The following is a 24,764-nucleotide window of genomic DNA, read 5'->3' as shown; positions in this document are numbered from 1 at the left end:
ATGGTACCGCCTCCCTGGCTTGAACAGGGGACCTCTGGATCCACAATCCAGCGCTCTAACCAACTGAGCTAAGGCGGCACTGGGGGGCGATTTAGCTTTACCGTGTTGGGATTGCAAGTCTAATGCAACGCGATTTCCCAGGTTTGTTCCACCAGATCACAGCCATAGGCATGCACCGGACGCGCCTCTGCGATCCGCCAGCCGTTGCGTGCGTAGAGCGCACAGGCGGCGCGGTGGCTCTCGTGGGTGGCCAGCGTCATGCGCGCATAGCCTTTGGCGCGTGCGAAATCCATGCAATGCGCCAGCATCCGCTGGCCAAGCCCCCGCCCCCGCGCCTCTGGCTCCAGGAGAAAGAGCCGCAGCTTGGCCACCTCCGCGCTCTGCGCCACGCAGAAAATCGAGCCAAGCGGCCGCCCATCCGCCTCGGCGATCCACCCCGCCTCACGCGCAGGGTCATGGCGCGCCAGATAGTCCGCGATGATCTCGGCCACCAGCGGCGCGAATGTGGCGTCAAACCCCGCCTCACGCGCGTAGAGCGTCCCGTGGCGCTCTGTCAGCCAAGGGGCGTCCTCTGCTCGAAACAGGCGCAGCGCGATCTCATCCATAGCGCCCAGCAAAGCGCCAAGACGCTTGTCAATCAAGGGGGAAACAGATAGCACGCCCTCTGTTGCAAGGAGAGCGCCATGGGTATCAATTCAGAGAGCGACATCGAGGCCAACCTCCAGATCGGGCCGACCGATCAAGGCATGGTCCGTCTCTACATCGAGGCGCAAGGCATTGACCTGCCGATGGATTTCACCCCCGAAGAGGCCGAGGAAATCGCGCAGGAAATTATTGCCTCCGCCCAGGCGGCACGGGCCAAGGGCTCATAACCGCGGATCGAGCACCGATTGCAGCCGCCGCGCCGCATGGCGGGCAAACTTGCGCGTGAGCGCCGCACGCCGCGCTCCGGCCAACCGGGTCTCAGGCCCCATGCGAATGATTTCCGCGCCATACCCATCCGCGAGAATCAGCCCGGTGCCCTCAGGCAGCAGATCCACCGGAAATTCGGCATCCACAGCCCAGAAATAGCGATCGCACCATTGCAGATAGCCTTGCCACTTGGCGTCGCCCATGAAATCGGCGCGGCTCGACTTGCACTCGATCACCCAGATTTCACCCTTGGGGCCAAGCGCCATCACATCGACGCGCCGCCCCCGTTCAGGCACGAATTCAACAATCGAATCAAAATCATGGCTGCGCAGGTGGCGACACACCCCGCGCGCCAGAACCTGCCCCGGTTGCAGCAATTGATCTGTCTCAAACTCCATGGGTGAAATTATGAACAAAACACGAACGTGCGCAACCCCTTGTCGAAGCCTCGGGAAAGACTTACCTGTGGGGCGTGACGGGTGCTGTTCTTCTCGACAACGGTTGCATTCCAGTGGCCTTAAGCAATTCCGAGGGAATTGGCTCTGTCTGGACCCTGGTCCAGTTATCCGATGCCCACCTGTACATACAGGTCCTCGGGAATCATACCACCGAACGGTTGCTACGGGCCCGTCACACCCATCGACCGTGTTGGAATTGCGCCGCGCTCAGCGCCGCTGAACCGGACGCCGCCGGTCATCAACCCGCACCGGAATCGCCATATATTCCCGCACCATCGCCCGCTGACGGTGCCCGCCACGCGGCTCATCGTCGTCGTCATCCTTCATCCGCATCACCGCGATCGCGAATTGCACGCCGGCAAACACAATGCCATTGGCAAACCACAGCACGACCACCGCCAATAGCCCTTTGTCGGAATGCGTCACCAAGTGCCACAGGTTCGCGACATTGAACCAAAGAAGCATGGCCACAAAGGCCGCGGCGATGCCGAATCCGATGGCAACCTGCGTGATATAGAGGCGGACAAGCTTGGGCATATTACGACTCCTTTGCTTAGGGTCCGATTCTACGCCTTTGCCAGAGGAATACAAGTGAACGGCCCGCGACCCTTTCGCGCCGCGGCCTCATCTGGCCAAAAATACCTCGGGGGTTTGGGGGCTGGCCCCCAATTTGTGCTGCCCGCGGATCAAAACGCCTCGGGCCGCGCCTCGCGCGCCATGTGATCCAGTACGGCATTGACGAATTTCGATTCCTTGCCGGTCGGATAGAAGGCTTTGGCGACGTCGACATATTCCATGATCACCACCTTGGGCGGTGTGTCGGATTGCACCAATTCTGCGCCTGCTGCCCGAAAGAGCGCGCGCAGCGTGGGATCAATCCGCCCGATCGGCCATTTCGCCACCAGCGCCCGGTCGGTCATCTGGTCGATCTTGGCCTGCCAGCTGACCGCATCGTCAAGCAGCTTGCGAAACAGATCGACATCGCCCTCGGCCATATCGACGCCCTCATCGACCTCGGCCCCAAAACGGAAGTCGACAAATTCCTCGCGCACCGCGTCAGAGGTCTGGCCGGAATGTTCCATCTGAAACAGCGCCTGCACCGCGTATAGGCGGGCGGCGGATTTCATCTGGCGCTTGCGATTGCCCGAGAGGGCGGGATCGGTGGTCATGCGACGGGTTTGCCTTTTGCTGCGCCTGCGATCTGAATCTCCTCGGTCGCGGGCTTGAATCCCACGCCCTTGCGCGGGCCGCCCCATTTACGGGCGAGCGCCACCAGATGCAAGGCCGCCGCCGCCGCACCCGCACCCTTGTTCATGCGCGCGGGATCGGCGCGCACCTCGGCTTGGGCGCGGTTTTCGACCGTCAGGATCCCATTGCCGATGCACAGGCCCTGCAGGCCCAACAGCGTGATGCCGCGCGAGCTGTCATTGCAGACGGTGTCGTAATGCGTGGTCTCGCCCCGGATCACACAGCCCAGCGCCACATAGGCGTCGAAATTGGCCATGCGTTCCGCGATACCGATGGCTGTGGGGATTTCCAGCGCGCCAGGAACTTCGGCAATCTCGTAGGTGCCGCCCGTGGCCTCGATTTCCGCCGTGGCCCCGGCAATCAGGTTGTCGGCAATGTCGCGATAAAACGGCGCCACCACGATCAAGACCTTGACGGGCTTGTCAAACTCGGCGCGCGGCAGGGAATATTCGTGCTCGGCCATGCTCTTACTCCTCGGTCAGGGGGCGGGTGCCGGTGATCGAAATGCCATAGGCATCAAGGCCCAGATAGCGGGTTTTCGGGCTATCTGTCAGCAGGATCAGCTCGCGAATGCCCATGGTTGACATGATCTGCGCGCCAATGCCGGTGTGCTTGATGGTGCGCGGCGCATCCTCATCCTCCATCTCACCCGCCAGCTTGGGCCGGGGTTGACGGAAGAGAAACACCGCGCCGCGCCCCTCGCGTGCGATGATCTCCATCGCGCGCGGCAGCTTGGCCGTGGGCCCATCACTGCGCTTGCTCAGGCCGATGCCCAGCACATCCTCCAGCGCGTTCAGCGCATGGGTGCGCGCCAGCACAGGGCGGCCATCGGTTACATCGCCCTTGGTCAGCACGACATGCTCGGTCTGGGTGATCTGATCGGCAAAAATCCGCATCTCCCAATCGCCCCCATGGCTTGAAGAGACGGAGTCCCGCCCCACCTCGGTGATCAGGTTGTCATGCTTGTGGCGATAGGCGATGAGATCGGAAATCGTGCCGATCTTGAGGTCATGCTTGGCGGCAAATTCGATCAGGTCGGGCAGCCGCGCCATGCTGCCGTCCTCTTTCATGATCTCGCAGATCACCCCCGAGGGGTTCAGCCCCGCCAGCCGCGCAATATCCACCGCCGCCTCGGTATGGCCTGCCCGCACCAGCACGCCCCCGCGCCGCGCCCGCAGGGGAAAGATGTGCCCCGGCGTGGCAATCGCCGCCATGGTGTTTTGCTCGTTTATCGCGGTGGCAATGGTCAGCGCTCGGTCATGGGCGGAAATGCCTGTGCTCACGCCCTCGCGCGCCTCGATGGACACGGTAAAGGCGGTCTCATGCCGCGAGGAATTGTTGACCGCCATCATCGGCAGGCCCAGCCGGTCGATCCGCTCAGCCGTCATCGGCAGGCAGATCAGGCCGCGGCCATGCATCGCCATGAAATTCACCGCCTCCGGCGTGGCGAACTCGGCGGCAATCACCAGATCACCCTCGTTCTCGCGGTCCTCATGGTCCACGAGAATGAACATCCGGCCCTTACGCGCCTCCTCGATGATCTCTTCGGTGGGCGCAATCGCATGGCGCAGATCGGCCTCGACGGGGCCGGGTTTCTCGAATGGAACGGTGTCGGACATGGGCGCGCCCTCCGGGGTGTTGCAACCCGGCCCGGATACCGCAGCCGCGCGGCAATGGCCAGAGGGGATCAGCCCGTGACCTGTTCGCCAAGCAGCGTGACCACCCGCGCCAGATCGGCGCGCGGTGGATCAAAGGCGGGATGTTCCAGCATCAGTGCCTTGCCGGACGGCACAGATGCGGCAAAGGGCGCGATCAGGCTCCCCTCGTCCAGTGCGCTCTGAACCAGGCTCTGATGCCCCATCAGCACCCCTGCCCCGTGCCGCGCCTCTTCCAGCGCAATGGCATAGAGCGAATAGCGCGGCCCGTCGGTGGGCAGGCGGAGATCCGGCATCATCACCCGCGCCCAGAGCGCCCAGTCCTCGGGCCAGAGTGCATCGTGCAACAGGGTTTCTGCTGCCAAATCGGCGGGGCTGCGCAACCGCGCGGCAATCTCGGGCGCACAGACCGGCAGGATCATATCCTGCGCCAGCACCCGCTCGCCCCGCGCGCCGGTCGGCAGGCGGATAAAGAGGCTGAGATCAAAAAGATCACGCGCCAGATTGGGTGGGGCCTCAATGGCTGAAACGGAAATGCGCAGCTCTGGCAAGGCCGCGCGCACCGCCGGCAGGCGCGGTGATAGCCAGAGCTGCGCCACCGATGGCAGCGCCGCGATATGCAACGTCCGATGCCGGGCCGCCCCCCGCAGGCCATGCACCGCCGCCCCCATCGCGTCAAAAGCCGCGGCGAATCCCGGCATCGCCTCTGCCCCCAGCGCCGTCAGCCGCACCCCCTGCGACCGACGCTCAAAGAGGTCCGCGCCGATCCAGTCCTCCAATGCCCGGATATGTTGCGATACTGCGCCAGGCGTGACGCACAGCTCTTCGGCAGCATTGGCAAAACCGCCCAATCGGGCGGCCGCCTCAAACGCGCGCAACGCATTGAGCGGCGGCCCCTTGGGGCGTGGTGGCGATACGGACATTTTCTAGCCTTAGTTTTCCTATGCTGATTTTTACATAATCTTGTTTGCACCGTCCATCCCCGCGCGCCATCTTGCCGGGAACAAACCCGCAGGAGACCACCATGCCACTTGCCCGCCGCCCTTGGGTGCCCAGCCTTTGCGAAGACCTGATCCAGACCCTTGCCACCCGCACCGCGCATCAGGACGCGGGCGCAATCGCCGCGCGCATCGAGGCGCTGGCAAGTGACAACCGGCGCATCCATGAGACCCAGTGTTTCAACCTCAACCCCGCCACCAATGTGATGAACCCGCGCGCCGAGGCGCTTCTGGCCTCGGGGATAGGCTCGCGCCCGTCGCTGGGCTATCCGGGCGACAAATACGAAATGGGGCTCGAGGCGATCGAGGAAATCGAGGTCATCGCGGCGGAACTCGCCGCCGAGGTCTTCGGCGCGAAATACGCGGAAATCCGGGTGCCGTCGGGCGCGATTGCCAATCTCTACGCCTTCATGGCCACCTGCCGCCCCGGCGACACGATCATCGCGCCCCCCGCCTCGGTCGGCGGCCACGTCACCCATCATGCGCCGGGCTGCGCCGGGCTCTATGGCCTGCGTATCCTTGAGGCCCCGGTGAATGCCGATGGCTACACGGTCGATGTCGCGGGTCTGCGCGCGCTGGCCCTGGCCGAACGCCCCCGGCTGATCACACTGGGCGCAAGCCTCAACCTGCAGGAACACCCCGTGCGCGAGGTGCGCGCGATTGCCGATGCGGTGGGCGCCAAGCTGCTCTTTGACGCGGCGCATCAATGCGGGATCATTGCGGGCGGGGCATGGAAGAATCCGCTCGATGAGGGCGCGCATCTGATGACGATGAGCACCTACAAAAGCCTTGGGGGACCTGCCGGGGGGCTCATCGTCACCAACGAGGCGGATCTGGCGGAACGTCTGGATGCCATCGCCTTTCCCGGCATGACGGCCAATTTCGACGCGGCGAAATCCGCAGCACTTGCCATCACGCTCTGCGATTGGCGCACCCATGGCCGCAGCTATGCCGCGCAGATGATCACGGTGGCTCAGGCGCTTGCAGTGGCGCTCGAAGCCGAAGGCCTGCCCGTCTTCAAGGCAGGCGGTATCGCCACGGCCTCGCACCAATTCGCCATCGCGGCGGCGGGATTGGGCGGCGGACAGGCGGCGTCGAAAACGCTGCGCCGCGCGGGCTTTCTCGCCTGCGGTATAGGCCTGCCGATTGCGCCCGTGGCGGGCGATATGAACGGGTTGCGCATCGGCACGCCCGAACTGGTCCGCTGGGGTGTCACACCAGAGCATGCCCCGCGCATGGCGGCGCTTATCGCGCGGGCGCTGCGCGGCAATGACCCCGATGCGCTCTTGCCCGAGGTCTCAGGCTGGCGTCAGAGCTTCGACCGGCTGCATTACATCACCTGAACCGCGTTAGAGCGGGTTGCGTCTGATCGGTCTCATATCGTGCCGGCCCCCGCGCCGGGGCCTCTACCCTGCCTCGGCGAGGTCCCGGATCAGGTCCGGGACGGGTATGGTTTGATGGGGCGCAACACTAATGCAGCTTCTTGCGAATGCGCTGCACCATCCACCACACAAGGGCGATGACAGGTAAAGTCACGGCAGCGGTCACGCTGCCCTTGCTCATGCCCAGCACCTCCGCCAACGGATAAAGCAGATAAGAGGCCAGCGACACCGCGTAATAGCTGATCGCCACCACGGACAGGCCCTCGACCGTCTTTTGCAACCGCAGTTGCAGATCGGCGCGCTTGTCCATGCTCTCCAACAGCGCCTGATTCTGTGCGCTCCGCTCCACATCCACCCGCGTGCGCAGCAATTCGCCCGCCCGCATCGCCCGGTCGGCCATGGCGGCCAGACGGTCCTTGGTGGCGCGCACGGTGCGCATCGCCGGATCATACCGGCGCATCATGAATTCCGCGAAAGTCTGCCGCCCCTCAAAGCGTTCCTCGCGCAAGACCGCAATCCGTTGGTTCACGATCTGCTCATAGGCCGCCGTCGCGCCAAAGCGGAAGGACGAGCGCGCCACCAGCGCCTCCAACTCTGCCGAAACCCGCAAGAGGCTTTGCAGCGTTTCCTCCGCTGGTTGGCTGCCCCCCGTCATGTCATTGATCAGGCGGCTCAACTGGCTATCGGTCTCGCCCATCTGGCGGCCCATTTCGCGCACGCGGGCAAAGCCCAGCATCGACATCGCCTTGTAGGTCTCGATCTCGCACAGGCGCTGCACCACGCGGCCAATCCGCCGCGCGCCGGTGCTGGGGGCCACATGCAGCGAAAACCGCAAATGCCCCGCCGGATCAATCCGAAAATCGCCCGCCATAACGGCCGCATCATCCAGCACGCGCGCCACTGCCACGCTTTCGGACACGAACCACTGATCAATCTCGTCACGCGTTGCCTCGCGGCTCTTCCACGGGATCACCCGGATCATCGCCGAGGTGACGCGCAGCCCTGGCGCGTCCGCCAGCCAATCGGCCGGAAACACCTCGAAATCCGCCGGATCAAAGGGCCGCGCGCTGACCCCATCGGTGAAGACGGTATAGGTCACCATCTCGGTATGGCTTTCCCATTTCAGGCTGTGCCGTCCGATCTGACCGGAATAATGCGTGGCCCCCGGCTGCGGATGCTTGGCCCCGTAGCGATCGAGAAGCGCGATCAGATGCGCGAGGTCCGCCGCCCGGTCCCGCTTGGCCGCATCATGCGGCTGCTTGACCGCCAGATAAACGGCGGTGCAAGGCGCATTGAGCGACGGAAACGGCCGCGCATGCAGCTCATTGGCCATCTCATAGCGCAGCGGGTGGTCCTGAATGGGGGGCATGCGCCGTTCTCCTGTTCCTCCGCGCTCCATACCGCGTGCCGCGCCCGCGAAAAAGAGGTTTTTCGTTCAAACCCAATGATTTAGCGGAACACAAGTGTATACCGCGCAAGCTTTGGGCGTCATCGTTCCCAAAATACTCAAATTCCAACCTTTGCCAAAGGGAAAGCAGAATGCGAAAGGGCGCAGCCTCTCGGCCGTGCCCTCTGCATTTTCACATCCCGAAACGATCAGTCGATCTTCGGCAAGAGGCTCGACAGGCTCGCCTTGGCGTCGCCATAGAACATCCGCGTGTTGTCCTTGTAAAAGAGCGGGTTTTCGATCCCCGAATAGCCGGTGCCCTGCCCGCGCTTCGAGACAAACACCTGCTTGGCTTTCCAGCACTCCAAGACCGGCATCCCGGCGATGGGGCTGTTGGGATCGTCCTGCGCCGCCGGGTTCACGATGTCGTTCGAACCGATGACGATGGCCACATCCGTGTCGGGGAAATCCTCGTTGATCTCGTCCATTTCCAGCACGATGTCATAGGGCACCTTGGCCTCGGCCAAGAGCACGTTCATATGCCCCGGCAGACGCCCCGCAACCGGATGGATGGCGAAACGCACGTTCTTGCCCTTGGCCCGCAGTTTCGCGGTCAGTTCGGAAACCGCCCCCTGCGCCTGCGCCACCGCCATGCCATAGCCCGGAATGATGATGATGCTGTCGGCCTCGTTCAGCGCCGTGGCGACACCATCGACGTCAATCGCCACCTGCTCGCCTTCGACCGCCATCTGCTCGCCCGCCGGGCCGCCAAAGCCGCCCAGAATGACCGAGATGAACGAACGGTTCATCGCCTTGCACATGATGTAGCTCAGGATCGCACCAGAGGAACCGACCAGCGCCCCCACCACGATCAAGAGGTCATTGCCAAGACTGAAGCCGATCGCCGCCGCAGCCCAGCCCGAGTAGCTGTTGAGCATCGACACGACCACGGGCATGTCCGCGCCGCCGATCCCCATGATCAGGTGATAGCCGATGAAGAACGCCAGAAGCGTCATCACCACCAGCGTCCAGATGCCGGCGTCATTGAAATACATGATCCCCAGCACGGTCGACAGGATCGCCGCCCCGGCATTGAGCATATGCCCGCCCGGCAGCTTCTTGGCGGCGGTGTCGACCTTGCCCGCCAGCTTGCCAAAGGCGATGATCGAGCCGGTAAAGGTCACCGCGCCGATAAAGACGCCCAAGAACACCTCGACCCGCAGGATCGCCACCTCGACGCTGGTTTTCTTGGCCAGCACGGCGGCAAAGCCCTCAAGCCCCTTACGCGCGGTGTCGTCCATCGCCAGCACGCGACCCAGTTCGATATCGGCGTTAAAGCCGACAAAGACCGCTGCGAGGCCGACAAGGCTGTGCATCGCCGCCACAAGCTGCGGCATCTCGGTCATCTGCACCCGCGTGGCCACCACATAGCCAATCGCGCCACCGGCCGCGATCAGCACCAGCGACAAGAGCCAGAGCCCGGCACCCGGGCCAATCAGCGTGGCAACCACCGCCAGCGCCATACCGGCCATGCCATACCACACGGCGCGCTTGGCGCTTTCCTGCCCCGAGAGCCCACCCAGAGAGAGGATGAAGAGGATGGCCGCCACCACATAGGCAGCCGTCGTGAAACCGTAATCCATGATCCTCTACTCCTTATGACTTCTGGAACATGGCGAGCATGCGCCGGGTGACGAGGAAGCCACCGAAAATATTGATCCCGGCCATGAAGACCGACAGCGCCGCCAGCAGGATGACAAGGAAAGATCCCGATCCGATCTGCATGAGCGCACCCAGAATGATGATCGACGAGATCGCGTTGGTCACGGCCATCAGCGGCGTGTGCAGGCTGTGCGACACGTTCCAGATCACCTGGAAGCCCACGAAAACGGCCAGCACGAAGACGATGAAATGCTGCATGAAGCTGGCCGGGGCCACCAGACCCACCCCCAGGAGCAACGCAGCACCGACCACCAGAAGCGTGACCTGTTGCTTGGTCTGCGCCTTGAACGCCGCCATTTCCGCCGCGCGCTTTTCCTCGGCAGTCAGTTCCTTGGCCTTTTCCTTGGGCTTGGCCGCGGCAATCGCCGCAACCTTGGGGGGCGGCGGCGGGAAGGTAACGGCACCCGCATGGGCCACCGTGGCCCCCCGGATCACGTCATCCTCCATGTTGTGATTGACCTTGCCATCCTTCTCGGGCGTGAGGTCCGACATCATGTGGCGGATATTGGTGGCATAGAGCGTCGAGGATTGCGCCGCCATCCGGCTCGGGAAATCGGTATAGCCGATGATGGTGACGCCGTTTTCTGTGACGATCTTTTCGTCCATCACCGTCAGCTTGCAGTTGCCACCTTTTTCGGCGGCCAGATCGACGATGACCGATCCCCGCTTCATCGCCTTGACCATGTCCTCGGTCCAAAGCTCGGGCGCTTCGCGGTTGGGGATGAGGGCGGTTGTGATGACGATATCCATCTCCGGAGCCAGCTCGCGGAACTTGGCCAGTTGCGCCTCGCGGAACTCCGGGCTTGAGACAGAGGCATAACCGCCGGTGGCGGCCCCGTCCTGCTGCTCTTCCTTGAAATCGAGATAGACGAATTGCGCGCCCATGGATTCGACCTGCTCGGCCACTTCGGGCCGCACGTCAAAGGCATAGGTGATCGCGCCCAGCGAGGTCGATGTGCCGATGGCCGCAAGCCCCGCCACGCCCGCGCCGACGATCAGAACCTTGGCCGGGGGCACCTTGCCCGCCGCGGTGATCTGCCCGGTAAAGAAGCGGCCGAAATTGTTGCCCGCCTCGATCACCGCGCGGTAGCCCGCGATATTGGCCATTGAGGACAGAGCGTCCATCTTCTGCGCCCGGCTGATGCGCGGCACCATGTCCATGGCGATGACCGATGTGCCCTTGTCGGCGAGTTGTTTCATCTGCGCCTCATTCTGCGCAGGCCAGAAGAAGGAGATCAGAAGCTGGCCTTCGCTCAGGCGCTTGGCCTCCGTCTCGCTGGGCGGGCGCACCTTGGCCACGATATCCACGGCCTTGTAGAGTGCTGCGGCGGTCTTGATCACCTCGACGCCAGCGGCCTCATAGGCCGCGTCCGAGAATCCCGCAGCGGCCCCCGCGCCGCTTTCGATGGCACAGTCATAGCCCAGCTTTTGCAATTGCAGGGCCGAATCGGGTGTCATGGCGACCCGATTCTCACCCTCATGCACTTCCTTTGGCGTTCCGATCTTCAATGCTGTCTCCCCCTTTGGCAGATGACGTGTTCTGATGGCCCCGCAGCGCGGCATGCCGGTTTCCTTGTCCCGAAGGTCGTTATTTCACACTATTTCGTGAGTGACGAGATCAAGATTGTCGCGGTTTCTACAACCAACGTCGTGTTTTTTCGCAATATCGGGCAAAATCCATGCGGAACTTGCGCCGCATCCTGTCCTCTTCCGGTATAACGAAGCGTTTTTCGATCACCCAGACGAAAACGGGAATCAGTGGCAGCGCCAGAACCGCGTCCCAGCGCAGAATCAGCCCCGCGAGAATCAGCGCATCCCCCAGATAGATGGGATTGCGCGACCGCCGGAAAATGCCCGACTGAATCAGCCGCTCGGGCGTTTCATGCGGCACGATGCTGGTCTTGTGCCGGCGAAATTCCATGGCCGCCATCACCACCAGCAAAATCCCCCCACCCACGAGCAGCCCTCCCAAGAGATCGGCCCAGGTCTCGCCAAAGCTGAGGCCCATGCCATAGAGGCTCGATTGCAACCAGGCGAGTGCAAGAAACCCCGCCAGCCAGACCGGCGGCATGTCGATCCATTTCAGCATGGGCCTGCGATCCCTCTCGAGGTTGTCACTTGGTCAAGAGCGGCTACAGTAGCGCGAGTCAAGGTGGAGGCAAGATGACAATCGCGGGCAAACACGCATTGGTGACGGGCGGCGGCAGCGGCATTGGCCTTGCTATCGCCCGCGCGCTGGCCGAGGCGGGCGCAGAGGTGACAATCACCGGACGCCGCGCCGCGGTGCTGGAGGCAGTCAGCGGCGCAGGCCTGCATCCCGTCGTTATGGACGTCTCCCAAGAGGCCCATGTCGTCGCCGGCGTGGCCGAGGCGGTCGCTGCGCGCGGCCCGATCCAGATCTGCATCGCCAATGCCGGCATCGCCGAGGGGCGCGCCCTGCACAAGACCGACGCCGAGTTCTGGCGTCAGATCATGGCCACCAATCTCGACGGCGCATTCTACACCTTGCGCGAATGTCTGGGCGGCATGCGCCAGACCGACTGGGGTCGGGTCATCGCCATTTCCTCGATTGCCGGGATCAAGGGGCTCAAGGGCGCGGCCGCCTATACGGCCTCTAAACACGGGATGATCGGCCTCATCCGCGCGCTGAGCGAGGATTATCTTGGCACCGGCCTGACCTTCAACGCGATTTGTCCCGGATATGTGGACACTGACATCGTCAGCCGCAATGCCACCGCCATTTCGCAGCGCGCGGGCGTGTCAGAAGAGGCCGCGCGCGCCATGATGATCGAGGCCAACCGCCACAAACGCCTGATCGCCCCCGAGGAAGTGGCCCAAGCCGTACTCTGGCTCTGCGGTCCGGGATCGAACAGCCTCAATGGCCAGACCATCGAGATCGCAGGCGGTCAGGTCTGATCCAAGGCTTCGCGGCCTGCATGGTTTCTTTATGGCGAAAATACTCCGGGGGTCCGGGGGCAGCGCCCCCGCCTTACGCCGGACATGATTGACCCGCTTTTAGACACAATCGTCTAAAATTCTCCCGAATGCGCGCCCATTGCCGCCGCACACTCTGTGTATCCAGTTTGGAAACAACAGGGTGCCGTAACTATGCCAACGACGTTCAACTGGATCTTTTTAGGGACCGAGACGGATTTTCTTGATCCGACCGAAGGCAACAGCAATGCCGAAAACGCCGCCCTCTTCGAAAACCGCACCTACGGCAGCGCAGTAGACCCGCTTTACCAGCGCATCACCAGCACCACGACCATCAACAACGGTGGCGCAGCCGGTGCGCTCGACATGAACAACACCGCGGCCAATGACGCCTTTACCACCGACATAGGCGCGGGCACGCAGACGTTTATCTTTGACGGGCTCAGCGTTTTCAACGCCACCATCACCTATGCCAATGGCACCACCGCGCTTGTCACGGCGGTTCTGGCGCAATCGACCACCGGCGAATTGTTTCTGGCGCCCGAAATCGGCTTCAACGCCGATGTCACCGCCTTCGAGGCCGGACCGATTGTTTCCATCACCCTCGACAGCGTCAATGCCAGCACCAATACCAACCTCGGCGCGGACCGCGTGGCGCAGGCCTGGGATAACGGGATTGTCGAAGGCACCGGCGGTGCCGATCTGATCAATGGCAGCTATATCGAACCTGTCGCCAATGGCTCTGACCGGGTGGACAATGGCGACGGGCTCAGCGGTCCGGGCTTCAACGACGACGTCATCAATGCGGGCGCAGGCAATGACACCGTGCTCGCTGGCCTTGGCAACGATTCCGTGCAGGGTGGCACCGGCGCCGACAGCCTGAGCGGCGAGAGCGGCAATGACACGCTGCTGGGCCAGGGCGGCACCGACACGCTGATCGGCGGCGCCGGAGATGACAGCCTTGAGGGCGGGGCTGGCAATGACGTGCTCTACGGCGATGGCGGCACCGCCGCACGCTGGAGCTATGATGTCTATACCCGCGATTTCACCTCGGCCAATGGTCAGGCGTTCACCATCGAGAGCGGCACCTTGGCGGGGTCCGGCACCTCTGCGGGCTTTGACGTCACGGGTCATGGCCAGCAGGCGACAGGTCAGTTCGATCCCAATGACTACGGCATTATCTATACCTCCAACCTCATCGCCTCCGAGGATGGGGTCTATCGCTTTACCACCACCTCGGACGATGGCTCGACCATCCGCATCCTCGACAGCAACGGCAACCCGCTGACCTTTACCAACCAGATCGGCACCACCGGATCGTTTCTCGACAACGATTTTCACCAGGCCGCGACGACCCGCTTTGGCGATGTCACGCTCGAGGCGGGCCAAAGTTACACCATCGAAGTGCGCTATTGGGAAAACCTTGGCGGCAACGTGCTCTCGGGCACCGTCACCCTGCCCGGCGGCGCGGTGCAGGATCTGGCCAGCAGCCCGCTCATCGTGGGCAGCGACGCGATTGTGGGCAATGATTTCCTTGACGGGGGGGCTGGTGCCGACCTGCTCTTTGGCGAAGGCGGCGATGACACGCTGATCGTGGGCGAGAATGACACGCTTTTTGGCGGCGATGGCGACGATCTCTTTGTCATCGAACCGCCCGCCGAGACCGGCACCGGCACGATCACCATCGTCGGCGGCGAAGGGGGCGAAACCAACGGCGATACGCTCTTCCTGTCACCCGAGGCGCGCAAGGCCGACATCACCTTTACCAACACCGATGACGCGGCGGGCGGCCTCTCGGGCAGCTTCACGCTCAGCGACGGCACCCTCGTCAACTTCTCGGAAATCGAGAACATCATCTGTTTCACGCCCGGCATCGGCATCCTGACCCCGCGCGGCGAGCGTCCGGTTGAGTCCTTGCGCGCGGGCGATCTGGTGATCACCCGCGATCATGGCCCGCAACCGATCCGCTGGATCGGGCGGCGCACCGTGCCGGGCATTGACCGCTTCGCCCCGGTGCGCGTGGCCGCCCATGTGCTCGACGGGGCGCGCGCGCCGCTTCTGGTCTCGCCACAGCACCGCTTTCTCTTCACCGGCTACAAGGCAGAGCTGCTCTTTGGCTGCGACGAAGTGCTGGTCGCCGCACGGCATCTGGTCGACAGCCTGGCCGTCACCCAAGAGGAACAGGCCGCCGTGACCTATATCCACGTCATGTTCGATCAGCACGAGGTGATCTACGCCGAAGGCGCGGCGACCGAGAGCTTTCACGCAGGCGACATCGGCATATCGGCCATTTCGGATCAGGCGCGCGAAGAGATGTTCAGCATCTTCCCGGAACTGCGCAGCAATCCCAATGCTTACGGTGCCACCGCGCGCCCCTGCCTCAAGCGCCACGAGGCCAAACTTTTACAACCCTGCGGATAACGCCCCTAAATTATGACGCGCACGGGCCGTTAAAATGCCTGAATCCAGCCAAAGTAACAGCGCGCTGGGACTTTAACACTATTCCAAAGGGTACGTCTTATGATCGTCAAGACTGACCTTGCCCGAGTGTTATCTTACGTGGAAAGCAGGTTTTATGTTTGAAAAACAAATATTTAAGACACGCACATCTTTCCCCCGCGCGCGTGAGCGCTGGGGGCGGCACGGTGTGTCTGCGCGCTCCTTGGACTGTCTGCCCCTCTGATCGGACGATCCTCCGCCGCCTGGCCCGTCACGGCCACACCCACGACCAGAAATCTGACGAGTAACCGAATATGGCCACGACCTTTGATCTCTTCCGCCTTGGGACCGCCCCGCAAATCGACACGATCGAAGGCAATCTCACCTCCGAGAATCATCAGGCCCTTGAGGGACTCGTCTTCGGCAGCACCGCCAATCCGCTGGCGAGCAATGTTGCGTCGCTCTCCCCCGACATCGACCTGCTGCTGTTTCCCGATTACGCCGGCGGGGCTACATCCAACGCCTACGATTCCAACAACTTCCTGAGCAACGAACAATTCGTCATCGGCGGCGTGCGCTACACGCATGACGCCACGATGCTCTACAGCAACACGGTGATTACCTACACCGATGGCACGACGGCAACTGTCACCGCCATGGTCATGCAGGACACCGCCGGCAATCTCTATCTTCTACCGCCGCCCTCCGGTCCCACCGCCTATTCAGACGCGCTCGAGGCCAAACCGATCCTCTCGGTCACATTGGGCACCGCCACGCCGGCCAACGGCACCGACGTCTATGCCATGACGGCAGACCGCTACGACCTCACGTTCTCGGATTACGTGGTCGAGGGCACGACCGGCAACGACCTTATCGACACCAATTACACCGGCGACCCCGAGGGCGACCGGATCGACGACACGGACAATCTCGCCGGGACCAACGATGATCTGGTCACGGCCGGTCTTGGCAACGACACCGTGCGCGCAGGCACCGGCAACGATACCGTCTATGGTGAAGGCGGCAACGATCTTCTCGATGGCGGCGCCGGCAATGACTCGCTTCTGGGCGGAGACGGTAACGATACGCTGATCGGCGGTGCCGGGGCCGATACGATGATCGGTGGATCGGGACTCGACATCGTCGACTACTCGGGCTCTTCCGAGGCGGTAAATGTCAATCTCTCGACCGGGGCCACCTCTGGTGGCGATGCCACCGGGGATGTGATCAACGATGGCATCGACGGCTTTATCGGGACAGCTTTCAACGACACTCTGGTCGGCTACGACGGCATCTTCGACGGCGGCACCACCACCAACTATATCGACGGCGGCGCGGGCAACGACTCCATCGACGGGCGCGACGGGGCCGACACGCTGATCGGCGGCAGCGGCAATGACACGATCCTTGGCGGCGGCGGCGACGACACGATCTACTACGGCACCGGCAACGACTCGGTCGAAGGGGGCGCGGGCAACGACTACATCGACGATGCCGGCGGCTTTGATGCGACCGCCGATGCCAGCACCGTTTCGGGCGGCGACGGCAATGACACGATCTTTGGCTCCTCGGCAGGAGACATCCTCAGCGGCGATGCGGGCAACGATTCCATCGGCGGCGAGAGCGGCAATGACCTGATCGACGGGGGCGCAGGGACCGACACCGTCTTTGGCGAAGCGGGCAATGACACGATCATCAGTTCAGGTGGCAATGACAGTATTTTCGGCGGCGATGATGCTGACCTGATCGTTGCAACGGCGAATGATCCTTCCGGTGTCTACAGTTTCTACGCCGATGGCGGCTCTGGCGGCACCGACAACGACACGCTCGACCTCTCGGGGCTGATCGCGGACGGCTGGACCGTCACCAGCATGACGCAAAACCCCGAGGCGAACGGCAATCCGGGGTTCAGCGGTCAGATTTCTCTCAGCCGCGGATTTGAATCGTTCAATATCAACTACGTCGACATCGAACGCTTCATCATCCCCGATTTCATCGTCGAAGGCACCGCCAGCGCCGATCTGATCGACGTTAACTATACCGGCGATCCCGATGGCGACAGGATCGACGCGCTTGACCATTCGGACGGCAGCAATGCGGATTCGGTGCTGGCCGGGGCTGGCGACGATACGATCCTCAGCGGAGCCGGCAACGACACCATCTTTGGCGGGACAGATGATGACCTGATCGCAGGCGGCACAGGGGCCGACCAGATGTTCGGCGAAGGCGGCGACGATACCTTTGTGCTGACGGACGGCTTCGGCGCGGACACGATCACCGGCGGCGAAACCGGCGAAACCCTGGGCGACACGCTCGATCTGTCCGCGACAACCGGCCCGATCACCCTCGACCTGACCGCCGCCGATGCCGAAACCGGCACCGTCAGCGATGGCACATCCACCGCCACCTTCTCCGAGATCGAGACTATCATCCTCGGCGCGGGCACCGACACGCTGGTCCTTGCCGATGGCTCTGGCCGCGATACGGTCAGCGGCTTTGCCGCCCCCACCGACAATGGCGATGGCACCTATGCCAGTGGCGATCTGCTGGATGTGACCGGCCTCACCTCGGATGGCACGACCCCTGTCACCACCGCCGATGTCACCGTCACCGACACCAATGGCGACGGCACGGGCGATGCGATCCTCACCTTCCCCGGCGGCGAGAGCCTGACGCTCGTCGGCGTGCCGATGAGCGATGTCAACAGCGTCCCCGCCCTCGTGGCAATGGGCATCCCCGACGGGCGCGACTTCGTGGTCGAGGGCACGGCAGGGGCCGATCTCATCAACGTCGATTACACCGGCGACCCCGACGGCGACCTGGTAGACGCAAACGATGCCGCCAACGGCTCGAATGACGATGTGATCGACGCGGGCGCGGGCAATGACAGCATCGACTCGGGTCTCGGGAATGACCTCATCCTCGCAGGCGCAGGCGATGACGAGATTTTCCTCGACGGCAGCCTGCAAAACGACACGATCATCGGCGGCGAGACCGAAGAGACAGCCAGCGAAGGCGACCGCATCAACTTTTCCGCCATTTCCGACGGGCTGCTGATCAATTTCACTGCCGAGGGCACCGGCACGATCACCGATGGCACCGCCACCACCGAATTCTCGGAAATCGAACGATTTCAGATGGGCACCGGGGCCGATACCGTCATCGGCTCGGACGGGGTCGAGGAAATCATCGGCAATTACGGCAATGACGTCATCTTTGCGGGCGGCGGTGACGATACGATCTTTTCCGGCTTTGACAGCGACTATGTCGATGGCGGGGACGGCAACGATTCGATCCTCTCCTCCTCGGGGTCCGATACGGTCGCGGGCGGCGCGGGCGACGACCAGATCGACCTTGGCCCAAGCGACGGCGAAACCGATCTTCTGATCCTCGCGGACGGGTCCGGCAATGATGTGGTCTCCAGCTTCGAGACCCCAACCGACAATGGCGACGGCACCTTTACCGGGCGCGACCAATTCGATGTGACCGGCCTCACCGACGCCAGCGGCAACCCGGTCACGACCGAGGATGTCGTTGTGTCACAGGACGGGGTCGGCAACGCCGTCCTCACCTTCCCCGGCGGCGAGAGCGTGACACTCGTCGGCGTGCCGATCACGGCCGTCCAGAGCGTGGATCAGCTGGTTGCCATGGGAATCCCCAGCTTCAAGGGCGATTTCATCGTTGAAGGCACCAGCAGCGCAGACCTCATCGACGCCAGCTATACCGGCGACCCGGAGGGAGACCGCATCGACAACAACGATGCCGCAGATGGTGGCAACGATGACCTCGTCTTTGCCGGGCTGGGCGACGATACCGTGTTGGGCGGCGCCGGAAATGACGAAATTCACGGCGAAGATGGCAATGACAGCGTCGACGGCGGCGCGGGCGATGACACGCTCTACGGCGCGGCGGGCAATGATACGCTCGACGGTGGCGACGGCAATGACAGCATGGAGGGCTTCACCGGCTCCGACAGCCTGTCGGGCGGCGTGGGCGACGACTATCTCGACGGTGGAACAGAGGCCGACACGCTGATCGGCGGCGATGGCAATGACACGCTGCTCGCGGGCAGCGACGTGGCCGATGACTATCTCGATGGCGGCGCGGGCAATGACAGCCTCAGCGCGGGCGGAGGCAATGACACGCTTCTGGGCGGCACCGGCGACGATGTGATCTTCGCCGCCGAAGGCGATGACCTTATCGTCATGGCCGATGATTTCGGCAATGACACGATCGACGGCTGGTCGAATGGCGCAGGCGGCGACACGCTGGATGCCAGCGCGGTCACGCAGAACACCGTGCTTGACCTGACGGTGGGCGATCCCGGCAACCCCGAACAGGGCACGCTCTCGAACGGCACCCAGACAGCGCAATTCGTCGAGATCGAGAATATCATCCTCGGTTCTGGCGACGACCTTGTGCTCGGCTCCAGCGGCAACGACAGCGTCAGCACCGGCGCGGGCGCCGATACCGTCGACGGCGGCGCGGGCGATGACAGCTTCGACATTGGCGTTGGCGATGGCGCGGTCGATACCGTCGTCTTTGCCGATGGCGACGGGGCAGATACCATCACCGGCTTTGCCGGTCCCATCGACAATGGCGACGGCACCTTTACCGGACAGGATCAGCTTGACCTCTCGGGTCTGACCGATGCCAATGGCGATCCGGTCAACGTAACCGATGTGACCGTCAGCGGCGATCTCGACGGCAACGCCGTTCTCAGCTTCCCGAATGGCGAGAGCGTCACGCTTGTGGGGGTCGATCCAGCCTCGATTTCCTCTCACGACGCGCTCGCGGCCATGGGCATCTTCCAGCCCGATTACGTGGTCGAGGGCACGGCGGGCGATGACTCCATCGACAGCGCCTATACCGGCGACCCCGAAGGCGACCGGGTGGACAATGCCGACAGCCGCACCAATGGTAACGATGATGTCATCGACGCCGGTGCAGGCAATGACCTTGTCTCCGCAGGGCTTGGCGCTGATACGGTCATGGGCGGCGACGGCAATGACACACTCTTCGGCCTCGACGGCGCCGACGTTCTCTATGGCGATGCGGGCAATGACAGCCTCGATGGCGGCATCGACGCCGATACGCTCTTTGGCGGCACCGGCGATGACACGATCAATGTCAGCCAGGGCGACAGCGTGGCAGGCGAGGAAGGCGATGATTTCTTCCGACTGACCGATCTGGGCGAGGCCGCAACCAATACCATCACCATCCTCGGTGGCGAGGGCGCGGAAACCGCCGGTGACACCCTCTGGCTGGGCGAGTTCGCCAAGAAGGCCGACATCAACTTTACCAATACCGACGATGCGGCGGGCGGGCTTGCGGGCACGTTCACCATGACCGACGGCACCATCGTCACCTTCTCGGAAATCGAGAACATCATCTGTTTCACCCCCGGTGCGCGCATTCTCACCCAATGGGGCGAACGCCCGGTCGAGAGCCTGCGCTTGGGCGACATGGTGGTGACGCGCGATCACGGGTTGCAGCCGATCCGCTGGATCGGCAAACGCAGCGTGCCGGGTCTGGGCGATTTCGCCCCCGTTTCCATCGCCTCAAGCGTGATGGGCGGACAAGCGCCGCTTCTCGTGTCGCCGCAACACCGTCTGCTCTTTACCGGCTATCAGGCCGAGTTGCTCTTTGGCGAGAGTGAGGTGTTGATTGCCTCCAAGCATATGGTCAACGGCCGCGACGTGACCATCAGCCCGCGCGACGCCGTGACCTACATCCACATCATGTTCGACCGGCACGAGATCATCTATGCCGACGGAATCGGCACCGAGAGCTTCTATGCCGGCGACATGGCGCTTGGAGCGATCGACGCGGCAGCGCGCGAAGAGCTTTTCGCGATCTTCCCGGAACTGCGCACTGCTCCCGGCCACCACCGCGACACCGTGCGCAGTTGCCTGCGCCGCCACGAGGCGCAACTCCTGACTGCTCTGGGAGAGAAAGACGCGGCCTGACCGCGCTCAGGCCGAGCGAAGCAGCGGGGCCGCGCGCCCCGCGGCCCAGGCCCGCACCGCATCGCCAAAGGCGGCAAAGAGCGGGCGGCTGACCGGATCATGCGCGGCATTGTATTCCGGGTGCCACTGCACCGAGAGCGTGAACCCCGGCGCGCCCTCGATATAAAGCGCCTCAGGCGTGCCATCCGTGGCCCATCCATCGATCACCACGCTGCGCCCCTCACGCAGAATCCCCTGCCCGTGCAGCGTGTTGGTCATCACCTCTTCCGCCCCCATCAGCCGGTGAAACACGCCACCTGCCGTAAAGCGAACCTTGTGGCGCAGGGCGAACTGTTCTTCCATCGTGCCCTCGGGGGGCATGCGGTGATTGTCGCGCCCCGGCAGATCGCGGATTTCGGGGTGAAGCGTGCCGCCCATGGCAACGTTCATCTCCTGAAAGCCCCGGCAAATGCCCAAAATCGGCTGCCCACGCTCGATACAGGCGCGCGCCAGCGGCAGGGTGATCGCATCGCGCGCACGGTCAAATGCGCCATGCGCCTCGGTCGCGGCCTCGCCATATTCCTCGGGGTGCACATTAGGCCGTCCGCCGGTCAGCATAAAACCATCGCAGGTGTCCAGCAATTCCGCCACCGAAACATAGCGCGGATCGGCGGGAATGATCAGCGGCATACAGCCCGCGACATCGGCCACCGCCGAAGAATTGATGGTGCCCCCCGCGTGGGTCGGATAGCGGTTTTCGATCTGGTACTGGTTGGCAATCACACCAACAACCGGACGTTTCATTTTTGTCTTTCCGGGCTGCGCCTGACGTTTACATATTTGTCTTAAATATAACGCAGAATGAAATAACAAAACATCAATTCGCGCACATGTTTTCGTGCGATGATGCGAAATTGCCCGAATTTCTTGCGAGGTTCTTCACTTTTTGGCGCCACCCTGACGCCGTGGGCGGGGCTGCTTCGTCACCGGTCAAACGCATCCCGACCAGCCGGGCCGTTCTCGTCCACACCAGCGATCTTGCGACTGCGCCGGCACCGCTCGCTGCAATGGCGCACCTCGTCCCAGACGCGCGCCCATTTGCGCCGCCATACCATCGGCCGCCCACAGGTGGCGCAGATCTTGACTGGCAGATCGGATTTGCGGGGCGCGCGCGGCATATCAGAGGTCCAGACTCAATTGCGCCGAGACCGCCTTGGGCTTGGCCCCCCTTGGGCGTTTGCGGCTGGCATGGCGGCGCACGATCTGCGCCGTCTTTTCATCCCCGCGATGCGTGCGCCGACAGGCCCAGACCGCCTCGCGCGCGGCCCGCGCCGCCGCGACCGGATCGACAATCGGCGCCGGATAGGCGCGCCCCAAGAGCGCCGCCGCCTCCGGCCACTCCCAAGGGCGTTGCAAACAGGCATCCGGCACCTCGGCCAATTCCGGCAACCAACGCCGCGTGAATGCCCCCGTAGGATCCTGATCCAACCCCTGTTTCACCGGGTTATAGATCCGGATGGTGTTCATCCCCGTGGTGCCCGATTGCATCTGCACCTGCGGCCAGTGAATCCCCGGCTCGTAATCGGTAAAGGCCCGCGCCAGCACCGGCCCGGTGCTGCGCCAATCAAGCCAGAGGTGATAGGACGCCACCGCCATCAGCATCGAGCGCATGCGGAAATTGAGCCATCCCGTCGCCAAGAGCGACCGCATGCAGGCATCGACAAAAGGCAACCCCGTTTCGCCCCGCGACCACGCCGCCAGCCGTGCCTCATCTGGCGCGCGCCGGCGCAGCCCCTCATAGGCGGGATGCAGGCAGCGCCGCTCGATCTCCGGCTCATCCTCCAGCTTCTGCATGAAATGATCGCGCCAGGCCAAACGCGCCTGAAACGACCGCATTGACCGCGCCCAATCCGGCCCGCGCCCGGTGGGGGCCGCCGCCCCCGCCTGCACCGCCTCGCGCAGCGACAGCGTGCCAAAGGCCAGATGCGGGCTGATCCGCGAACAGGCCCGCGCGCCGTCAAGGGGCGAGGACATCGCCCGCTGATAGCTCTCGCCGCGAGTCGTCAGGAACGACTCGAGCGCGCGCACCGCCGCGCCACGCCCGCCCCTTTGCCGCAACGGGCAAAAATCGCTCAGCCCCAAACTCTCGGCGCTTGGCAGGTCATCACTCGCCAGCACCAGCCCCCGTGCGCCCTCGGGCGGCCCCAGAACCGGCGTGCGCATGAACCCGTCGCGCGCGCCCTGCCAGACGTCGCGATTGCCCAGCCGCCGCACCACGCCCGATTGCGGCCTCTCGTGCCACCGCACCCCCTGCCCGCGTGTCCACGCGGCAACCCGCCGGTCGCGCGCATAACTCCAGAGATTGCCGGTTTCCTCATGGCTCACCAGATGCGCCACCTTGTGACGGGCGCGCAGCGCCTCCAGAACCGCCACCGCATCCCCGACGCGCAGCACAAGTCCCAGACCCAGCCCCGCCAGGTCCTCCCGCAGGCTCTCCAGACAGTCGCGGACAAATGCATACTGCCGCCCCGAGGCATCCGGCTCGGCCCATAGATCCGGCTCCACGATATAGAGCGGGATGATCGGCCCCAACCGCGCGGCATGGTGCAGCGCCGGGTGATCCTGCACCCGCAGATCGCGCTTGAACCAGAGAATGACCGGGCGTTCCATAACCCCGGAAATAGAGGCGCGCGCCCCAAAGGAAAGCCCATTGCAGCCCCCTTCCCCAACGCCTACCTTCGCGCCAAAGTCAAAGGAGAGCGCCATGAAAGATGCAGCCCCGCAGCCCGTTTATCTCGCAGATTACACGCCCCCCGCCTTTCTCGTGGACGCGGTGCATCTGACCTTTCGGCTTGCGCCCAAATCCACGCGCGTTCTCAGTCGCATCGCATTCCGCCCCAACCCCGAGGCCGCATCGCGCGATTTTTTCCTGCATGGCGAGGCGCTTACGCTCGTCTCGGCCCGTATCGACGGGGCCGACATCACACCCGAGGTGACGCCGCAGGGCCTCCGGGCCGAGGTCCCCGACGCGCCCTTCACTTTCGAGGCCGAGGTCGAGATTGATCCCGAAGGCAATACCGCCCTCGAAGGGCTCTATATGTCGAACGGCATGTATTGCACCCAATGCGAGGCCGAAGGCTTTCGCAAGATCACCTATTACCCCGACCGCCCCGATGTGATGGCCACCTTCACCGTGCGCATCGAGGGCGACATGCCGGTCCTGCTCTCCAACGGCAACCCGACCGGCTCTGGCGCGGGCTGGGCCGAATGGCACGATCCCTGGCCGAAACCCGCCTATCTCTTTGCCCTCGTCGCGGGCGATCTGGTGGCGCATACCGACACGTTCACCACCCGCTCTGGCCGCAAGGTCGCGCTCAACATCTGGGTGCGGCCGGGGGATGAGGACAAATGCGCCTTTGGCATGGAGGCGCTCAAGAAATCCATGGCTTGGGACGAAGAGGTCTACGGGCGCGAATATGACCTCGATCTCTTCAATATCGTCGCCGTGGACGATTTCAACATGGGCGCGATGGAGAACAAGGGCTTGAACATTTTCAACTCCTCTTGCGTCTTATCCACAGCAGAGACCGCAACAGATGCCAATTTCGAACGTATCGAGGCGATTGTCGCGCATGAGTATTTCCACAACTGGACCGGCAACCGCATCACCTGCCGCGACTG

At 63.4% G+C, this 24,764-nt stretch carries 20 protein-coding genes and 1 tRNA gene; 6 read left to right on the top strand and 15 right to left on the bottom strand.

All coding sequences use genetic code 11. The features are described 5' to 3' along the window. Position 1 precedes the first annotated feature (1 nt). Both AACZ65_RS13835 and AACZ65_RS13830 read right to left on the bottom strand, forming a co-directional pair. A tRNA-His gene (locus tag AACZ65_RS13835) sits at positions 2-78 on the bottom strand. 41 nt (positions 79-119) lie between these two features. After that, complete coding sequence (locus AACZ65_RS13830; protein ID WP_339671887.1) at positions 120-605, bottom strand: GNAT family N-acetyltransferase; 486 nt, start codon at positions 603-605, stop codon at positions 120-122. Positions 606-683: 78 nt separating this feature from the next. Here AACZ65_RS13830 and AACZ65_RS13825 point away from each other — a divergent pair, with 78 nt between their 5' ends. Beyond that, positions 684-872, top strand: a complete 189-nt coding sequence (locus AACZ65_RS13825; protein WP_008280662.1) for a DUF6324 family protein — start codon at positions 684-686, stop codon at positions 870-872. Here the strand turns inward: AACZ65_RS13825 and AACZ65_RS13820 are convergent. The 6 genes from AACZ65_RS13820 to AACZ65_RS13795 form a co-directional block, all read right to left on the bottom strand. Next, entirely contained in the window at positions 867-1,310 is a 444-nt protein-coding gene (locus AACZ65_RS13820) for an MmcB family DNA repair protein (protein ID WP_339671788.1), read from the bottom strand. The two genes, AACZ65_RS13825 and AACZ65_RS13820, sit on opposite strands and share 6 nt — an antisense overlap. A 267-nt stretch (positions 1,311-1,577) precedes the next feature. After that, positions 1,578-1,907: a hypothetical protein gene (locus tag AACZ65_RS13815; protein ID WP_339671786.1), complete on the bottom strand. Its 330-nt coding sequence runs from the start codon at positions 1,905-1,907 to the stop codon at positions 1,578-1,580. A 149-nt stretch (positions 1,908-2,056) separates the two neighbouring features. Further along, on the bottom strand, positions 2,057-2,539 hold the full coding sequence (gene nusB / locus AACZ65_RS13810; protein WP_339671784.1) for a transcription antitermination factor NusB: 483 nt from the start codon (positions 2,537-2,539) through the stop codon (positions 2,057-2,059). Further along, complete coding sequence (locus tag AACZ65_RS13805) at positions 2,536-3,081, bottom strand: 6,7-dimethyl-8-ribityllumazine synthase (protein WP_339671782.1); 546 nt, start codon at positions 3,079-3,081, stop codon at positions 2,536-2,538. Before AACZ65_RS13805 ends, nusB begins: the two co-directional genes overlap by 4 nt. Before the next feature lie 4 nt (positions 3,082-3,085). Beyond that, positions 3,086-4,237, bottom strand: coding sequence for a 3,4-dihydroxy-2-butanone-4-phosphate synthase (gene ribB / locus AACZ65_RS13800; RefSeq protein ID WP_339671780.1), 1,152 nt, complete (start codon positions 4,235-4,237; stop codon positions 3,086-3,088). A gap of 68 nt (positions 4,238-4,305) precedes the next feature. Beyond that, complete coding sequence (locus tag AACZ65_RS13795) at positions 4,306-5,196, bottom strand: LysR family transcriptional regulator (RefSeq protein WP_339671778.1); 891 nt, start codon at positions 5,194-5,196, stop codon at positions 4,306-4,308. Between the two features lie 101 nt (positions 5,197-5,297). On the opposite strand from AACZ65_RS13795, the gene AACZ65_RS13790 reads away from it, so the two are divergent. Further along, positions 5,298-6,614, top strand: a complete 1,317-nt coding sequence (locus AACZ65_RS13790; protein WP_339671776.1) for an aminotransferase class I/II-fold pyridoxal phosphate-dependent enzyme — start codon at positions 5,298-5,300, stop codon at positions 6,612-6,614. 127 nt (positions 6,615-6,741) lie between these two features. Here AACZ65_RS13790 and AACZ65_RS13785 read toward each other — a convergent pair whose 3' ends face one another. The 4 genes from AACZ65_RS13785 to AACZ65_RS13770 form a co-directional block, all read right to left on the bottom strand. Next, positions 6,742-8,022: a DUF3422 domain-containing protein gene (locus tag AACZ65_RS13785; protein ID WP_339671774.1), complete on the bottom strand. Its 1,281-nt coding sequence runs from the start codon at positions 8,020-8,022 to the stop codon at positions 6,742-6,744. Between the two features lie 227 nt (positions 8,023-8,249). Then, a complete protein-coding gene (locus tag AACZ65_RS13780; RefSeq protein WP_037272693.1) occupies positions 8,250-9,683 on the bottom strand; it encodes an NAD(P)(+) transhydrogenase (Re/Si-specific) subunit beta in 1,434 nt (477 codons plus the stop codon). A 13-nt stretch (positions 9,684-9,696) separates the two neighbouring features. Next, complete coding sequence (locus tag AACZ65_RS13775; RefSeq protein ID WP_339671772.1) at positions 9,697-11,271, bottom strand: Re/Si-specific NAD(P)(+) transhydrogenase subunit alpha; 1,575 nt, start codon at positions 11,269-11,271, stop codon at positions 9,697-9,699. A 127-nt stretch (positions 11,272-11,398) separates the two neighbouring features. Continuing rightward, the gene (locus AACZ65_RS13770) at positions 11,399-11,851 is read right to left on the bottom strand and encodes an isoprenylcysteine carboxylmethyltransferase family protein (protein WP_339671770.1); all 453 of its coding nucleotides are present in this window, start codon (positions 11,849-11,851) and stop codon (positions 11,399-11,401) included. A gap of 74 nt (positions 11,852-11,925) precedes the next feature. Here AACZ65_RS13770 and AACZ65_RS13765 point away from each other — a divergent pair, with 74 nt between their 5' ends. The 3 genes from AACZ65_RS13765 (at position 11,926) to AACZ65_RS13755 (ending at position 21,104) form a co-directional block, all read left to right on the top strand. Then, the gene (locus AACZ65_RS13765; protein WP_339671768.1) at positions 11,926-12,678 is read left to right on the top strand and encodes an SDR family oxidoreductase; all 753 of its coding nucleotides are present in this window, start codon (positions 11,926-11,928) and stop codon (positions 12,676-12,678) included. Between the two features lie 192 nt (positions 12,679-12,870). Then, the gene (locus AACZ65_RS13760) at positions 12,871-15,117 is read left to right on the top strand and encodes a Hint domain-containing protein (protein WP_339671766.1); all 2,247 of its coding nucleotides are present in this window, start codon (positions 12,871-12,873) and stop codon (positions 15,115-15,117) included. 332 nt (positions 15,118-15,449) lie between these two features. After that, positions 15,450-21,104, top strand: coding sequence for a Hint domain-containing protein (locus tag AACZ65_RS13755; RefSeq protein ID WP_339671764.1), 5,655 nt, complete (start codon positions 15,450-15,452; stop codon positions 21,102-21,104). A 6-nt stretch (positions 21,105-21,110) separates the two neighbouring features. Here the strand turns inward: AACZ65_RS13755 and AACZ65_RS13750 are convergent, their stop codons facing one another. From AACZ65_RS13750 to AACZ65_RS13740, 3 genes are all read right to left on the bottom strand, one after another. Beyond that, positions 21,111-21,887 (bottom strand): gamma-glutamyl-gamma-aminobutyrate hydrolase family protein, encoded by a 777-nt coding sequence (locus tag AACZ65_RS13750; protein ID WP_339671762.1) that lies wholly within the window; start codon positions 21,885-21,887, stop codon positions 21,111-21,113. A gap of 179 nt (positions 21,888-22,066) precedes the next feature. Further along, the gene (locus tag AACZ65_RS13745) at positions 22,067-22,261 is read right to left on the bottom strand and encodes a DUF2256 domain-containing protein (protein ID WP_339671760.1); all 195 of its coding nucleotides are present in this window, start codon (positions 22,259-22,261) and stop codon (positions 22,067-22,069) included. Position 22,262: 1 nt separating this feature from the next. Next, positions 22,263-23,849, bottom strand: a complete 1,587-nt coding sequence (locus AACZ65_RS13740) for an FAD-binding domain-containing protein (protein WP_339671758.1) — start codon at positions 23,847-23,849, stop codon at positions 22,263-22,265. Between AACZ65_RS13740 and AACZ65_RS13735 the strand changes: the two genes are divergently transcribed. After that, the coding region (locus tag AACZ65_RS13735; RefSeq protein WP_339671756.1) for a M1 family aminopeptidase at positions 23,848-24,764 on the top strand (917 nt) is incomplete at its 3' end. The genes AACZ65_RS13740 and AACZ65_RS13735 overlap by 2 nt on opposite strands.

Source organism: uncultured Roseovarius sp., from assembly GCF_963972555.1.
In the GTDB taxonomy this organism is placed as follows: domain Bacteria; phylum Pseudomonadota; class Alphaproteobacteria; order Rhodobacterales; family Rhodobacteraceae; genus Roseovarius; species Roseovarius mucosus.
Note: the sequence above shows the minus strand (reverse complement) of the source record. Positions and strands in the feature narration are given on the sequence as shown.